The organism is Novosphingobium sp. BL-S-21, assembly GCF_055521655.1.
Map to the genome: position 1 here is coordinate 505042 of NZ_JBVFVP010000003.1, position 14375 is coordinate 519416.

The window sequence follows — 14375 nt, forward strand, 5'->3', positions numbered from 1 at the left end:
TGCCATGCACTACCGAATGACCACCGCCGCGCTTGCTCTAGCCGTCTCGATTACGCCGGCGCTTCCCGCCCCTCAGGCCATCGCCGCCCCGGCGCGGCAGGGCTTCGACCGCTTCTTCGCAGGCTTCCGAGCTGCGGTTCTGGCCGGAGACAAGGCAAAGGTCGCTGCAATGATTGCCCTGCCGTTCAAGGACTTCGCGGGCGGCGAGGTTGACCGCAGCGCCGCCACGCGCGCGCAGTTCCTCGTCCGGTACGACCAGATATTCACCCCTTCCGTGATCGCCGCGATCCGTGCTGGCAAAGTCCGCGCCTTCAAACCCGGCAGCGATGACGGCGAGGCCCCCGGGCCGATCGTCAAGGGCGAATACCTGCTGGATTCACCGGAATTCGCCAACCAGCTGGTATTCTCGCCCAAGAACGGCACCTATGTCTTAAGCCGGGTGCCTTTCTATTCTTGAATTTTTTGAACATCGATCAAATTATGAATTGATCGATGTATATTTGGCCGGCATATTGGTGCCGAAGACGGATTGCACGGCAACGTTCCATGGCAAAGCGGCATGGCGGTCGCAGATCACCAGACAAGCGGAGCCTCGAAAACGGCCATGAACATTTTTGCTGGACCGGATGAAACGCAAAACCCAACCTGGCCGCTGCGTGCTTGGGGCCTTGCACTGCTAGGCGGACTGTCCGGTCTGCTAATCTACTGGATCATCCGGCCGGACAAGTACCTGCCGAACCTGGATCACGCGGACCTGCGGGCGGCGGCGGCCAGTTTCATCGCGATCGCCGCCGTGCTGCTCGGCTTCGTGGTCGAACGCGGGAAACTGGGCTGGAACATCGCTTTCGCGATTGTCGGCGGCGCGCTGGTGGGGCTGACGGTCTACTTCAACGGTCCGTTCGGTGAAGGAGAGGATGCCTGGCGGGTAGCATGTGCCGCGCTGGCGGTGGCGATCTGCACCCCGCTGTTCCAGGCCTGGCGCGGGGCGCAGCCGTCCGAAGGGCCGCTGAGCCGCGCGATCCCCTATCCCGAGGCATATCGCCACGCCTGGGGCGACGTGGTGCTGTGGCTGGCAGCATGGGCCTTCGTTGGCGTGGTCTGGGCAATGGCGACGCTGCTGGGACAGCTGTTCAAGCTGATCGGCATCGTGATCCTTGCCGAACTGCTGAACGATGCCTGGATGATGCTGACGCTGAGCGGCGCCGCGCTGGGCGCGGGCATCGCCATGCTGCGCGACCGCGATCATATCCTTGCGCTCATGCAGCGGGTGGTGACGACAATCCTCTCGGTCCTCGCGCCATTGCTGGCGATCGGCCTGCTAGTTTTCCTCGCGGCGATCCCGTTCACCGGCCTTGCACCCTTGTGGGGCGCAACGCGCTCGACAAGTCCGATCCTGCTGAGCTGCATCGTCGGCGCGCTCTGCCTTGCCAACGCGGTGATTGGCGAGGAACAGCCGCACGAAGCGCGCAGCCCCCTGCTACGCGCAAGCGTCGGCGCGCTAGGGGTGTGCATGCTGCCGCTGGCACTGATCGCCGCGCTCTCGATCGGCCTGCGCCTCCACCAGTACGGCCTGACACCCGACCGGCTGTGGGCGGTGATCTTCTCCGGCATCGCCTGCGCCTACGGCCTCGCCTACATCGTCACGCTGGCGCATCGCCGGCTTGGTGCAGCGCCGTACCTGCGCGCCGCCAACCTGCGCCTTGCGATGGGCCTTGCGGTGCTGGCGCTGGTGCTGGCCACCCCGCTGCTCAACTTCGGCGCGATGTCCGCGCGCGATCAGGTGGCAACGCTGGAAAGCGGCCGCGTTCCGCTTAAGCAGTTCGACTGGGCCGCACTGCGCTTCGATTTCGGCCGGGCCGGTAAAGACGCCGTGGCCCGGCTGGCGAAGCAAGGCCGCACGAAGGAGATCCGCACTGCGGCCGCTTATGCGCTCAAGGAAAACAGCCGTTATGCGCTGGAACCACGCCAGTTGGCAGAAGGCAAGCCGCAACCATATAATCGCGATCATCTCATCGTTCTTCCCCGCGGCGCGCAATTACCTGCCGCTCTCTACGACCAGCTCAGCAGTTATTCGGCCTGCTACACCAGCGCCGCCTGCGTGGTCTGGTACGCACCGGGCAGTCGCGAGGCGGTGATTGTGACCAACAATGGATCGACGCGCTACCATCTGAGCAACGGAGCCTGGGGCCCCAATGAGCGTAATCCGGTGCGCACCGCAGAACAGAACCGCCAGATCGAAAATGGTCTAGCCACCGGCAAGGTGGAAGTGCGCACCGTGACACGCCGCCAAGTTTACGTGGACGGCCTGCCGGTCGGCCCGAATTTCGAGTGAGCCACATTCCTTCCCCAAAGCAGTTTGAGGTAAACCCATGCCCCCTATCCTGATGATGGCCGCCGCCCTTGCCGCCTCCCCAACTGCGATAGGTCAAAGCTTCGAGGCGCTGACGCAGGCCAGCAAGGACGCCCCGCTCTGCACCGAAGAAGGCGGCCTGTGCGTCACCGGCACGCCAGAAGGTGCCTTCGTGGTCACTCGCAAAGGCAAGCCCGTCGCGCAATGGACCGCGAAGAAGGAGCAGGACGACGATCGGTTCCGACCCCTTCCCTCGGTGCTGCGCCTGAGCGACGGCAGCGGCGTACTCGTCGGGGTCGGCGTGCAGCGCAGCAAAATGTATTCCGGCGGCAATGCTGAAGTGATCTTTCAACGCCTGATGCTCGTGCGCTTGGGCCAAAAGCAGGGGAGTGAACCGGTCGCAGTAATGGAGGCGCCCTACAGCAGCGACATCTCGATCCGGGCCTGCTTTGACGAAAAAGACATGAAGCAGCGACTCGATGCCTGCGCCGATCAATATACTCTGACGAGCACCCTGGCGTCCGCGCCCAGCACTCACGGGGGCACGCAAAGCGGCATGCCCGACCTTATCCTGGTGGTGAAGGCCACCAATTTTCCGCGCGGGGTGAGCCGTCAGGCGGACTCGCTGGAGATGCCCGCGCTAACCCAAACGGAACTCGTCGAGGAAACCGACAAGATCTGTACGTACAGTCGCCGCTATACTTTTAATGCTGCGGCCCACGCCTACCGACCCAACGTGCCGCTGCCTCCATGCGAGGATTTCACGGTTCCGTGACGCCGTCCGCCTCAGGCTGAACGGCGACCCGGAAGAATGGCTCACCGCCCAGCGCGCAGGGACTTTCGGCCGACATGGCGCTGTCGGTGACGACCATGACGGTGCCAAACCGTTCAAGCCTCACGCTGCGACGGGGTTGAACGTGCAGCGTCACCTTGCCCGCCATCGCTGATCCTCCCAGCCTGCCGGTAACCCTGCAGATGCTTTGCCCGTAGGCAGACTGCGCCTCAACGATCATCACGCTGCCGTCGTCAGTCACCGCGACTGTTCCGGTGAAGTTGCGCCAGGTTCCCGCGCGCAACTGGGGCCCGCCGAGAACCACCGCGTCAAGAAACGCCGCACGCTCAGCCAGCACCGCCTGCAAGGCTGCCGCGTTGCCACCCGAGGCCCGATAGGCGAGGCCGCGCAGTTCCTCGAAGTAATGCTGGTCATCGGCGAGCGCCATGGCTGCATCTTCGGGAAGGTCCCGGCGCACGGTTTCGAAGCGAGCCGTGATCCTGCGGTCAAGCGCAACGCTTGCCGGGTCAGCGCAGATCGCGCGCGATACCTCGTCCATGTACGCTGCAGCGCAATCCAACGACGGGTCGCCACGCTCGGCCGCATGAGCCGATGCCACCGTGGTTGCCGCGAGGGCCAGAGCAATGGCGTAGCCCAGATTCGTGACGGTCATGAACGGTCCTTCCTTGATCGCATCTTGGGTCAGGAACCTAACTTGCCACAAAATAATCAATGTTCAATATATAATTGACTGATGTCTATTTATGTCGCACCTTCCCCTCGCCACGATGGAGATTCAGACCCATGCGCAAGATTGCCCCCGTTTTTGTCGCTGTCCTGCTTGCAGCGTGGGCCCCCGCGGCGGTCGCGCAGCCCGAACCGGCCACGCGGCTGACTTTGTGCCGCCCCGGTTCGGACATGCCCAGCGCCGAACTGGAGACGCAGGCGCTAGGTACCGCGACCTGCCCTTACGACGAAACCGATCTGGGCGGGCGCATCGCACATCTGATCGAGCGTGCCAGCGGCACTCGCATAGAGCATGTCGGCTTGGCACTGAGTTTCGGGCTTCCGGGGATCAAGCCGATCCGCAGCGAACGCCGCATGACTGCGTATGCGACAATGGCAAGTGGTAAGGACTGGAAGATGCTGATTGCCGTCCGTGAGGCGGCTTTCCCGCTCGGCGACGACCAGCCTGCCGTCTTCGAGACTGGCGCAGATCCGCGCCGGCTCGTCGGCCTGGACAAGCTCGATGTCGAGATCGATCTGACGCTCGAGACTAAGAACGGCGCAACCGGCCCCGATGGCTGCCTGACCGCCGCACGGTTGGCGGCAGCGGCGAAGAGTGCGGGGTGGCAGGACCTCACCACCGTTTCCCAGACGTTCGTGACCGATGGTGGCCCGGGCTACCCGCTCTATCGCGGGCCGGAAGGGCGCATCATGACCTTCACGCTCGATCGGCAGGAGGGCGGGCTGCCGAGCGGGAGGGACATGGAAAGCAGTTGTCTGCGCAAAGTCATGATTGCAACCGCTGCCAACACCCCGGAAGGACTCAAGCGCCGCACTCTCCCCGTGCCCTGACGCTTTCAGTAAAGCAGCCAGGGTATGACCTTGTCGGCCCCCTCGATGCGGAAATACTGTCCCACCAGCGCACCGCCGAGCTGGCAGTAGGGCGCCAAACTGCCCGGCCGCACGCTCTCGTCCTCGATCGCCAGCGCGATACCTAGGCGGCGTATAAGGATGACATGGCCTGAGCTATCTGTTGGCGTCACTACGATGCCATCACCCGCCGAAGCCGCAGATCCCTCGATGACGCAGATACCTTTGCCTCTATCAAGGGTATGGGAAATGCTGACTATCTTGGCATGGCCTCTATCGTTCAGGTCGAGCAGGACTTCCTTCATCCCATCGCTCCAGCCGCCTTTCATGCCCTGCCAGTCGCCGGGCCGGATGCTGGAGAGGAATTGGTGTCGCTGATCCTTTAGCGATGCCGTCACCTCCTCCAGATCCTGCGCGCTCGCCTTGCCTTCCCGCACCATGACAGCCGCCCTTTTTGCGAGCGCCTGTGCCCAAATTTTCCACGCCCTCTGGTTACCGCGTAGCACCTCGGCGGAAACTGGATCGAGGGTGGCCGCTACCCTGTCCGCCTCCGCAGTCATGGCTGATTGGCGATCAGGGGTGGTGGATGCAGCGGCAGGCGCGGCAGTAAGGCACAAGGTCAAAGCGAGAAAACGTACACGAACCACAGCCATTCCTTTATCGAAAGATCTTCAATGTTGTCAGGGCCGGCGTGAAAAGCCGGGCCACCTCCGCGGGGTAGTCACGTTCCAGCATCTCCCAGTCGGTGCGCGGCAAAGGCAGGAATGCGGCATCGCTATTGCCCTGACTGTCCTTGCAATTGCGCAGTTCGAAGTCCAGGCGGAGCACCTCGGCAAGCGCTGCCAGAGTTTCGGCGCGATCGGCATCCCCGCCTCCGTAATCAATGCGCGTAAGCGCCGCTTCGCGCGTGATCTCCAGCCACAAGTCATCGAAGCGCGCGGACAGCGCCGGCAAGCCCAGCAACGCTGGGCATTTTGTCGCGATCTCATCCTCCTCCTCGCCGCGGTCGACCCACAGCACGATTTCGTCGGTGTCTGGCGAGCACATCGAACAGGTAATGTAGATCGGCATGCGCGATGTAATGGCGGATGAGTGCCATCGGGACGGTCCGGTCGACGGGACCGGCATGAACTGGGCGGGCGGCGTCCGCGATGCGCCGTTCCTCCTGGTTAGCCTCCCACAGCTCGAAGGCATCGTCGGTCAGTGCGATCCGCGCGGAATCCCGGGTTACGGGCAGTCATAACAGCGCACCTGCCCGGTCTCGCTCCAGCGGTATTCCACGCAGCCATCCACCAGCGAGATTTTGGCAAAGCAGGGCATGTACGAAAAGGCAAGGTGAGCGGGATGGACGATGATCTCGTCGCGGCGATAGGGCATCCGCACGGCGCATGTCGATCTCGAACGGGTCGGGATGAAAATGCAGGTTAAACTTCAGACGACGGCGGGCATGGTGCAGCGCGCGCCGATCGATTCCACCGTCTTACCTCTGGCGTATGAGAATATAGCGTCCAGGCGCTCCGCCGTGATGCGCCCGGTCGGTTTGCCATCTGCTCCGCTGCCTTCGAAATTGCCACTGATCAGCGCGTGCAACCATTGTCCTATCTTCATTGCATGCTGGTCCTTATGGATCGCTTGTGCTGCTGAAGTAGGCTTTCTCCAATTCCCGCAATTCCTCGTTGCGGCGTTGGTAGTGCGCGATCACGCAATCCTCCCCCGCCAGCCCTTGCGCAGTGCCATAGCCAAACACATCGTCGATGATACCGCAGTCGGCCTCGGCAAAGGCCGTCCAGTGCCGCTGCGCCTCGGCGAAAGAGGCTGCCGCGCGGGAGTAATCGGTTCCGGCAGGGCCTTTGCCTTCCAGGGCCTTGCCAATGCGCGCCACGATCCCGGCCTGCGCGGTCTTGAGCGCTTCGCGGTGGTCGACCATACAGTGCCCCCAGCCCAACGTGGTGCCTTCGCCTTCGGCTTCCGCCTTCTTCACGCACTGCGCCAGCCATGCCGGATCGTCCATCGGCTGGGTCTGCCTCGCCGGGGCCTCGCTTGATGGATCGGGCGCAGCCACGACGGCTGCGGCAGGCAAGGCCTGACCGGCCAGCAGAAGCCCCGCGAGGACGCGTGCCATCGCCGCGCCGCCCGCTCTGTTCAGCCCGATCATGTTCCTTCCGCTCCCTTCAGGCACTCGGAAATGCGGGCGGCGACAGGATTCCAGGTGGCCGCAGCCGCCTTGGGATAGACTAACCGGAAGCTGGCGAAGCGCACCGTATCGGACAGGCCGCGCTGGTAGAACACCTTGCCATTCATTGTTCCCGACAAGGCGTACCAGCCCGGCTTCGACGCCTTGTAGGTGATCGTTCCATGCTCAACGGTGATGTGCGCGGTTTCCGCCGCCAGCACCTGCGCGGGCGTGAGGTTTTGCGCATTGAAGGTGCCCCATACCTCCAGTCGCGTTCCATCCGCCGCAACGAACACGCGCCCGTCGCCATTGTCCGCCTCCGGCTGCGGGGTCAGCAGGTCCGCTGGGAAGCAGATCAGAAATTCAAACCGCGCATTGCCGTACGTATTCCAGTCGTGCTGCGGCGGCGCAGCGCCCCAAACGGCGGATATTGGCGCTGCGGCGGCCGCCAGCAGCGCCAATTGAAGCATTCTCATTGCGGTTCCTTTCCGGTCGGATGCAAAGACACATAAGTCGGTGTTACGCGCCCGGCGCGATACGGGCGAGCAGCGCTTCCCAGTCCGCAATCAGCCGCGTGCGCTGCTCGGCCGGCACTACCAGCGAGATGCAGATCGTGGAGACTTCCCTGTTTAGCACCCGCTTGCATTGCCAGTTGCGGGTGTTGAGCGGCATTTCGCCCCAGAACACGACGCTGTCGAGCTTGCGGCGAGACAGCGACACGAACATGTCCGGCAGGATCGCGCCGCTGGTGTTCGCCCCCGGCGCACGCCATTCGCAGACGGCATCTGATGATATCAGGTCGGCGCCGGGCCCGCAGGGACCCTGCTCAGTGTACTTGGGAAACCACCGCTCCAGCATAGCCAAGAAACGCGGTGACGGCCCTGCAAGGTCGGCCCGCGACAAGCCGTTCAGCGTTGCATGGATCTGGGTGACCTCTTCCGCGCGGGCAGAAACCGTTCCTCCGAAGGTCGACGCGATCAGCATGACGGCGGCGGCGGCATGCTTAGCGAAAGCCATGACGAACCTCTTCGATATCCATGATAACAGGGGCAACCTAGCGTAAAATGATCGCCGTTCAAATTAAAAATCGACAGCGATCATTTTTGCAGGGCGTGGTGGCCGCAAGATTACGAAACATCGTTCTATATGACCTCTTCATCTTCATGAAGGTGCCTTTCGATCCTGGAGGAGCGATCATGCCCGTCCGGATGCTGAGCGCATGTGTGGCCATCGGCGTTGCCGCCTGCTGCCCACCGTCAACCCTGCCTGGCCGCCGCGCCCTCGTTCGATTGCCGCAAGGCGTCCTCGCGCAACAAGAAGCTGATCTGCGCAATTCTGGGCTGGCCTCGCTCGACCGCCAGATCGCCGCACGGTACAGGAGGCTGCTGACACAGTTCGACAGCGCCTCCGCCAAGCTGCTGAACCAGGATCAGCAATGGTTGACTGGCCGCCGCGACGACACCTGCATGGGCCCGCGTTCGGCCAAGGACCTCGCCAGTACCCTGCGCCGCCTACTTGCCTTCCTAACGCGATCCGGCTGTCCCCGCCCGCCGGATTGATCGGCAAGTGGCGTAACGTTTCCGGCGAAATCCGCCGTCGCCCGTCCGGAACCGCCTCGTTCGCGGCGAACACGTCAGAACCGTCGGTGGTGCGCTGGGTCTGCGATGCCCAGGGCAACACCGCCAGCGATGCACATGGCCGCTGGACCGCACAGATCACTGAGCCGACGGCCAGCCATCTCACTGGTCCGCACCAGACCGCCGCTGACAATCACGCAGAGTGACAACAAACCGGGTTACTGCGGCCACAACCGATCGCTGTCCGTCGGGTACTTTTTCGTAGGCCCGAATTAACCGCGCGTCGCCCCCCAGGCTGCTTAGGTCCGGCTTAGGAAGCCCTCAATAATCCACCACCACCGGTTCGGTCTTGAGCACCGGCGGCGCCGAGGCGAGCGCCTTGCGCAGGGCCTGCGTGGACGGATGGTTCGCGCCCAGCGTGCGCTCGTCTATTTCGATCGCCGTGGCAATCAGCGCCTTGCCCTCCTTTTCATGACCCATCGCCCGCTCCGCCATGCCAAGGTTGCCGTAGCTTTCCGCCGTGTCGGGATGATAGCGCCCGAGTGCCGCTTCGCGCAGCTTCAGGGCTTGGCCTAGTTGCACAGCCGCCATCGAGAACATGTCTTGGCGGTAGTAGTTCATCCCCAGACCGTTATAGCCGCTGGCGGTCGTGACGTGCTCTGCGCCATACAGCTTCGTCCACATATTGATCGCGATGCCGTACATCATCTTCGCCTTGCCGGACTGGCCCTGACTATCGAGATTGAGCGCAATGTTGAGTGCATTCTGGGCGACCAAATCCGGCACCGTGCCATCCGCCTCGCGGATGGCCAACGCCGTCTCGAACAAACCTTGCGCTTCGGCGAAGCGTCCCTGTCCGCTCAACGCCGCCGCCAGATTGTTGTAGCTTGTCGCGGTATCCAGATCGTTCTCGCCCAACTCCTGACGCCGGATATCGAGCGCGCGGCGATAGAACGGCTCGGCTTTGGCGGGGAGCCCCTGCTTGTCGAGGGTCAGCCCGACGATCGATAGGGCGTGCGCCGCTTCGGGCGCCTCTGCCTTGCCCGCCGTCCGTAAGAGTTCCAGCGCCTTATAGCTTTGCGCCGCGCCCTCATGCAGCTTGCCCTGCATGGTCAGGTTGTAGCCCAGCGCCGAGTAGGCCTCCGGTACAATCGGCGCGGAGTCCGCATCTGTCTGCAGCAGTTTTAGAATGGCGCGGCGCATTGGCTCTGCCCGCTTGTAGTCGCCTTGGATTTCGATGTTGCGCGCAAGCCGCTGCATGCCCGCTGCAACCATCGGATCACGCTCTCCCAGTAGGCGCCGTCGTTGGTTTAGCGCATCGCGCCAAACAGGCTCGGCGTCCACAAAGCGGCCCTGCTTTTCAAGAGCGTCCGCTTTTCGCATCGCTTCGCCAAGCCGCGCGACGGCGGTATCGACAGCGGCGACTTGCTTGGCAGTCGGTTCCCGCGCCTGAACGCCCGGAGCGAGGATAGCAAGAGCCGCGCCGAGCGCGGCGCAAGCCACAGGCTTGCAGGAAACCATCGTAATTCCTTCCGTTGCCAAAATGCTGGATTGGACGTCACCATACCGAAAATTAATCGCCGTTCAAATTACAATTGCACATTGATTATTTTTGGATAGTCTTCCTTCCGTACGGACAGTCGGAGGGCCCTATGCGACATTCAGCGTTCCGCCGGATATCCATCTGCACAAGCGCGTCAATCATGCTCGCGGGTTCTGCGTATTCCGCCACTGCTGACCCGACCTCGCCTGCCGAAACCGAGGAATTTCTGAGGAAGGCGACCAGCGCCTGCCGGCGAGGTGAGTTCTACGAATTTTTGGAAGCCTTCATCGCCTCCGGCGCAGTGCGTGCCCGCTACCACGACGTGCCCTCTGAACCTTTCCGGATCGGCAAAGTCGATTATGCTTACCTCGATCCGTCCTCGGTCGCGTTGTCCAATCCAGATCCAAACAAGCGTTTCCGCGAACTTGCCGTCGACGTGACGGACTTGCCCGGCAAGGGTAGTCGCCTAACTTACCTGCCCGGGATTTTTCAGGATGACGGCGAAGGCGACGGCCGAACCCTTGTGCGCAGGATCGGCATGCCAAAGTCCTACGACTTCGCATGGAAGAATGGCTGCTGGCGGCTGAGTAAGGCCGGCAACTTACCCCCGGCAGCTGGCGCGAAATGAAGACAAGGAGAAGATATGAAGGCGGTTGCTTTGACGGGCTTGGCTTTGCTGGCCCTTGCAGGATGCAGGCAGACGGCAGGCACGTCCGATGAACAAACCCAAGGCCCCGAGATCACGGCGAAGACCGCCACGCCGAACGCCACTCCCGTCGTCCAGCCCTCCATCGCGCCTGCGGTCGATCTGACGCCTTACATTGGCAAGTATCCCTTCGACGTCGTGGAGGGGCATCGCTTCCTTGATAACCCGGTGGTGAAGGCAGCGATCGCCGCTTCGGTGCCAGACGCGAAGGTTCGTGCGGTCGTCCGATACAAGGACGGCGAACTGGGGATCCCGATCAAACGCGTCAAGGGCGGCCGGTTGCTGATATGGGGCGGCGAGAACCACGCCGAGGACTATAGGAACTGGGCTGTAGTGCTCGCACCCGATGGGTCGGACCCAGAAGTATGTATATACGGCGGGCTGGGCTACGATGAAGACTTCCAGTCTTCGCAATGGTTCGAACCGGGCACGCCCAGCCTCATGAAACAAGGCAAGTGCCCTTCGGATGCTGAAGATTATCCCGCTGTGCCGATTGCGGCTGGGTAAGTTTGTATCGCTGATGCCTGGGAAGCTGCCGGTTGATCGCGATTAGCGCCACTATTTTGGGTGCCGCGACCGGCCAGCTGCCATGGAGGGAGGTTTCAAGATGGGCGGCCTCGATCTAATTTGATGACAAAGAAGGCCGGAATGAATGGCTATCGTCACTGTGCTGTCGGCATGCTCGCGATGGCCAACTGCGTTTCACCGGTATTGGCTAGTGGCCAGCTACCCCCCTCACCAATGGAATCGCGCCGCTTTTCCAGCTTCGCAAAATGCTTGGCGTTCCTGAAAGATCGGTATCGGGCAGACTTGAAAAAAGCAGATCGCAGGCCGATTCGCGTCGATGACGGAAGCAGCCAGACGCTGATTGATAGCCTTGGCGTCGTCGCCACTTCGCCAAAGATTGCGACTTACAAGGTGACCGAAGGCTGGAGCTTCCGCCGGCCGGATCTGAAAATCCGCCAGATCATCACAAGCTACAGTTACGAGACAACCTTTATGCGGTGCGATCGTGAAGAGCTGACGGGGTCAAGCTATAAAGGCTACGCACTCGAAGGATTCGAAGATTTGCCCGAGAACTGGGACCCGACAAAGTAATCCGCTATGGCGTCTCGAAACGCGATGAAAGAATACGTGTCCTTCCTCGTTTGAAAACCGCTAGTGTGGCCATCTGCGAACTGTCGATTCCGATCAGCGCGATGCGCAGATCGATAGCCTCGCGCCATTGATGCTCAGCTTCGCGATGCTCCTCAGCTTTGTCGAGAGCGTGGCCCGCGCTCCATGGTAACGCCAAGTTCGGCAATGCGGGCATGATCCGGCTGGTTGGGTTGGGGTGGGCGGCGGTGGGGTCGAAACTTGGCCCACACCTGCGGCTGCGACGACGACTAGGGCAATGGCAAACTGGCGGGAAGCATAGCGTCAGGAATACCGATAATTACACAGCGATTAATAAAATTATAGCCATCTTTCAATTTAGTGCTAGTTTGAGGCAAGATGGCAGAAGGACTGAGGCGGTCATGATGAAAGTTTGGGCAATCGCAATCGTCGCCGCAGGCACGATCGCTGCGATGCCGGTGCTCGCGCAGTCTGACGCCGAGGTTTCGGCGGCCTACACACCTTTGTTCGATCGCTGCATGAAAAGCGGCGACGCGGCACAAGGTGTCACCGCTGGCGTTATGGATTGCCTAGGCCGCGAAAATATACGCCAGGATGCCCGCCTTAACCACACGTACAAAGTGGTCATGGGCGGGCTCAACGCGCCACGAAAAGCCACGTTGCGCGGGCTGCAGCGTTCCTGGCTCGAAGAGCGCGAGAGTACCTGCCATGCGGCTATGGATGAACTTGGCGGAGGCACGGCCTCGGCAATCGTTTATAGTAATTGCTTCCTGGACGAAACGATAAAGCGCACGCTTTATCTGAAGAATTATCGTCCGTAGCGTTTGACTTTGAGACTTAGAATTACTTCGTCCTCCTACCGTCCGTACCGCGCTTCAACACAGATCCGCACGAATTAGTGATGAGGCCATTTGCGCGTCCTCGATCCTGATCGGGCACGCATCGCTTCGCTCTAAAGGTTTCTTATCGGCGCCGCGGCGGAGCACGATCGGTGCTTTGCAATTTTCAAGGGATCGTGTGCGGGCTCAAACGGATGCCGTTTTCGTCGATCGGCTTGTCCGTCCAGGTCCTGATCTTGCCGAGAGGGCCGCCGGGTGCGGCAAACCGGCGGCATGCTTCGTCGGATCGCTCGTCGGCGGGATCGGCAGAACGGAACGCGCCGTCGTTGACGCCTTCGCGATAGCTGCGTGCCCACTCGGCATCGGCAGAGGACAGGTGCGTAGCCTCCCCGGCGATCAGCGCGTCGGCGTTATCTTGGATGATGGTGGCTTCATCGCGCGAAAGCACGCCGCAAATCTGTCCTATCAACATCAGCCGCTTGAGCTTCATCGCCGTAGTCACGGCGCCCTTGTACATCGCGCGCGCGACGGCGGCCTGATCCAGCTTATCGCCAGTCGCTGCGTCACAAGGCGCGGCAGTCAGCAGCAGCACTCCTGCTGCGCCGGTCACAGCCGGAGCGAAAATGCTCAACCGCTTCATATACAAATCCTGTCGTGATTATGCGTGATGGCTCACGTTCTCGCTAGAACCGTGGAGCCGTTCGATCAATCGACTACTTCGTATTCGATCAGGCAGTTGGAACGGCGAAGGCCGGTCCGCCGCCAACTTCGTCCAGTTTCGGCACTCGGATCTTTGGCAAGTTGCGCCATTTCACCTGGCCGATGCCCTGTTCATCCATCTAACCGGTTTCGATCTTCATCCGGTGGGTCAGGTAATTCACGCTACGCGAGGTATATTCTCCGCGGTTGCGCGGGCTTTCTGTGACGTCGAGGCCGATCAGGTGGAACGCGTCATCTTGGTAGCGGAACTTAAAGGCCCGGGTCTCGGCACTCCAGCCACCTAGGTTAGCGAGCTTGGACAATGCGACGACGAAAACGCCTTTGCCGGTTCTGGCATCATTGAACGGATCGATGAAAACGGGGTCGTCATTGCGCGAAATCAACATGTGTTCCTTTGCGGCCTACACCTAATCGCGCTGCGCTGGATCGTAGAAATTTACGGCTATCCGATAGGGATTACTGTCGAGCGTTTCGTCCGTCCGCTCGTTCAATGGCTTGATCTTGGCCGGATCCTGCTGATGCATAATGATAAGGACGTCCTGATGCCCATCATCGTTGAAGTCGGTCTTGACGGCCTTCTCGGTCGCCCATCCGGTTGGCACAAAAGCGGCCGCATCGGCGCCGCGCTCAGGTAGCATTGCAAAGTCGGGACCGTTTGACTGGTCGTGCGGCTCGACCGACTGAGAGGAGCATGCCGCCGCAAGCATAGGTGGAGCAGCGAACGCATAAATCGAGGACAGTTTCATCATTCCCCCCTCGGTGGCGGGGAACGTATAACAGCAAATTACCAGTGTTCAATAAATGATTTTACATCGATTAATTACGGGACGTTTTAGGAGCATCACAGAATTTTTTTCGAACTGCGATAAAGGAGCGCGGCCGCATCAAAACTCTGATCGGCCTAGCTTCAGCCAGGAAAGTGATGGGTCTCACTCCGATGATCACGGCCTTCGCCAAGCTCGTTCGCAGCCGGATGCGGAACG

Annotated in this window: 22 protein-coding genes; 10 read left to right on the forward strand and 12 right to left on the reverse strand. The window is 61.4% G+C overall.

What is annotated here, in order from left to right:
• The first annotated feature begins 4 nt into the window (after positions 1-4).
• The 3 genes from ACZ1J6_RS24630 to ACZ1J6_RS24640 all read left to right on the forward strand — a co-directional run bounded on the left by ACZ1J6_RS24630 (position 5) and on the right by ACZ1J6_RS24640 (position 3125).
• On the forward strand, positions 5-457 hold the full coding sequence (locus tag ACZ1J6_RS24630) for a hypothetical protein (RefSeq protein WP_132269035.1): 453 nt from the start codon (positions 5-7) through the stop codon (positions 455-457).
• Between the two features lie 147 nt (positions 458-604).
• A complete protein-coding gene (locus ACZ1J6_RS24635; protein ID WP_465128351.1) occupies positions 605-2332 on the forward strand; it encodes a DUF4153 domain-containing protein in 1728 nt (575 codons plus the stop codon).
• Positions 2333-2369: 37 nt separating this feature from the next.
• A complete protein-coding gene (locus ACZ1J6_RS24640) occupies positions 2370-3125 on the forward strand; it encodes a hypothetical protein (protein ID WP_465128352.1) in 756 nt (251 codons plus the stop codon).
• Here ACZ1J6_RS24640 and ACZ1J6_RS24645 read toward each other — a convergent pair.
• Positions 3112-3795, reverse strand: coding sequence for a lysozyme inhibitor LprI family protein (locus tag ACZ1J6_RS24645; protein ID WP_465128353.1), 684 nt, complete (start codon positions 3793-3795; stop codon positions 3112-3114). The genes ACZ1J6_RS24640 and ACZ1J6_RS24645 overlap by 14 nt on opposite strands.
• 131 nt (positions 3796-3926) lie before the next feature.
• On the opposite strand from ACZ1J6_RS24645, the gene ACZ1J6_RS24650 reads away from it, so the two are divergent.
• A complete protein-coding gene (locus tag ACZ1J6_RS24650) occupies positions 3927-4700 on the forward strand; it encodes a hypothetical protein (protein ID WP_132269044.1) in 774 nt (257 codons plus the stop codon).
• A 5-nt stretch (positions 4701-4705) separates the two neighbouring features.
• On the opposite strand, the gene ACZ1J6_RS24655 is transcribed toward ACZ1J6_RS24650, so the two are convergent.
• The 7 genes from ACZ1J6_RS24655 to ACZ1J6_RS24685 form a co-directional block, all read right to left on the reverse strand.
• On the reverse strand, positions 4706-5371 hold the full coding sequence (locus ACZ1J6_RS24655; RefSeq protein WP_465128354.1) for a hypothetical protein: 666 nt from the start codon (positions 5369-5371) through the stop codon (positions 4706-4708).
• A gap of 4 nt (positions 5372-5375) precedes the next feature.
• The gene (locus ACZ1J6_RS24660) at positions 5376-5789 is read right to left on the reverse strand and encodes a hypothetical protein (RefSeq protein WP_465128355.1); all 414 of its coding nucleotides are present in this window, start codon (positions 5787-5789) and stop codon (positions 5376-5378) included.
• A 156-nt stretch (positions 5790-5945) separates the two neighbouring features.
• Positions 5946-6101, reverse strand: a complete 156-nt coding sequence (locus ACZ1J6_RS24665) for a hypothetical protein (protein ID WP_465128356.1) — start codon at positions 6099-6101, stop codon at positions 5946-5948.
• A 48-nt stretch (positions 6102-6149) separates the two neighbouring features.
• Positions 6150-6326, reverse strand: a complete 177-nt coding sequence (locus ACZ1J6_RS24670) for a hypothetical protein (protein ID WP_465128357.1) — start codon at positions 6324-6326, stop codon at positions 6150-6152.
• Positions 6327-6339: 13 nt separating this feature from the next.
• On the reverse strand, positions 6340-6873 hold the full coding sequence (locus tag ACZ1J6_RS24675) for a lysozyme inhibitor LprI family protein (RefSeq protein WP_465128358.1): 534 nt from the start codon (positions 6871-6873) through the stop codon (positions 6340-6342).
• On the reverse strand, positions 6870-7361 hold the full coding sequence (locus ACZ1J6_RS24680; RefSeq protein ID WP_465128359.1) for a hypothetical protein: 492 nt from the start codon (positions 7359-7361) through the stop codon (positions 6870-6872). Before ACZ1J6_RS24680 ends, ACZ1J6_RS24675 begins: the two co-directional genes overlap by 4 nt.
• A 49-nt stretch (positions 7362-7410) precedes the next feature.
• Positions 7411-7908 (reverse strand): hypothetical protein, encoded by a 498-nt coding sequence (locus tag ACZ1J6_RS24685; RefSeq protein WP_465128360.1) that lies wholly within the window; start codon positions 7906-7908, stop codon positions 7411-7413.
• A gap of 47 nt (positions 7909-7955) precedes the next feature.
• Between ACZ1J6_RS24685 and ACZ1J6_RS24690 the strand changes: the two genes are divergently transcribed.
• Both ACZ1J6_RS24690 and ACZ1J6_RS24695 read left to right on the forward strand, forming a co-directional pair.
• Positions 7956-8450, forward strand: a complete 495-nt coding sequence (locus ACZ1J6_RS24690) for a lysozyme inhibitor LprI family protein (protein WP_465128361.1) — start codon at positions 7956-7958, stop codon at positions 8448-8450.
• Positions 8447-8674, forward strand: coding sequence for a hypothetical protein (locus tag ACZ1J6_RS24695; RefSeq protein ID WP_465128362.1), 228 nt, complete (start codon positions 8447-8449; stop codon positions 8672-8674). Before ACZ1J6_RS24690 ends, ACZ1J6_RS24695 begins: the two co-directional genes overlap by 4 nt.
• 115 nt (positions 8675-8789) lie before the next feature.
• On the opposite strand, the gene ACZ1J6_RS24700 is transcribed toward ACZ1J6_RS24695, so the two are convergent.
• Positions 8790-9989, reverse strand: a complete 1200-nt coding sequence (locus ACZ1J6_RS24700) for a tetratricopeptide repeat protein (protein ID WP_465128363.1) — start codon at positions 9987-9989, stop codon at positions 8790-8792.
• A gap of 182 nt (positions 9990-10171) precedes the next feature.
• Here ACZ1J6_RS24700 and ACZ1J6_RS24705 point away from each other — a divergent pair, with 182 nt between their 5' ends.
• From ACZ1J6_RS24705 to ACZ1J6_RS24720, 4 genes are all read left to right on the forward strand, one after another.
• A complete protein-coding gene (locus ACZ1J6_RS24705; RefSeq protein WP_465128364.1) occupies positions 10172-10639 on the forward strand; it encodes a hypothetical protein in 468 nt (155 codons plus the stop codon).
• A 15-nt stretch (positions 10640-10654) separates the two neighbouring features.
• Complete coding sequence (locus ACZ1J6_RS24710) at positions 10655-11224, forward strand: hypothetical protein (RefSeq protein ID WP_465128365.1); 570 nt, start codon at positions 10655-10657, stop codon at positions 11222-11224.
• 123 nt (positions 11225-11347) lie between these two features.
• Positions 11348-11815, forward strand: a complete 468-nt coding sequence (locus ACZ1J6_RS24715; protein WP_465128366.1) for a hypothetical protein — start codon at positions 11348-11350, stop codon at positions 11813-11815.
• 419 nt (positions 11816-12234) lie between these two features.
• Positions 12235-12654, forward strand: coding sequence for a lysozyme inhibitor LprI family protein (locus ACZ1J6_RS24720; RefSeq protein WP_132269069.1), 420 nt, complete (start codon positions 12235-12237; stop codon positions 12652-12654).
• A 184-nt stretch (positions 12655-12838) separates the two neighbouring features.
• Here ACZ1J6_RS24720 and ACZ1J6_RS24725 read toward each other — a convergent pair whose 3' ends face one another.
• The 3 genes from ACZ1J6_RS24725 to ACZ1J6_RS24735 form a co-directional block, all read right to left on the reverse strand.
• Entirely contained in the window at positions 12839-13264 is a 426-nt protein-coding gene (locus tag ACZ1J6_RS24725; RefSeq protein WP_465128367.1) for a hypothetical protein, read from the reverse strand.
• Positions 13265-13511: 247 nt separating this feature from the next.
• A complete protein-coding gene (locus ACZ1J6_RS24730; RefSeq protein ID WP_465128368.1) occupies positions 13512-13778 on the reverse strand; it encodes a hypothetical protein in 267 nt (88 codons plus the stop codon).
• Between the two features lie 21 nt (positions 13779-13799).
• Entirely contained in the window at positions 13800-14138 is a 339-nt protein-coding gene (locus ACZ1J6_RS24735; protein WP_465128369.1) for a hypothetical protein, read from the reverse strand.
• Positions 14139-14375: the final 237 nt, after the last annotated feature.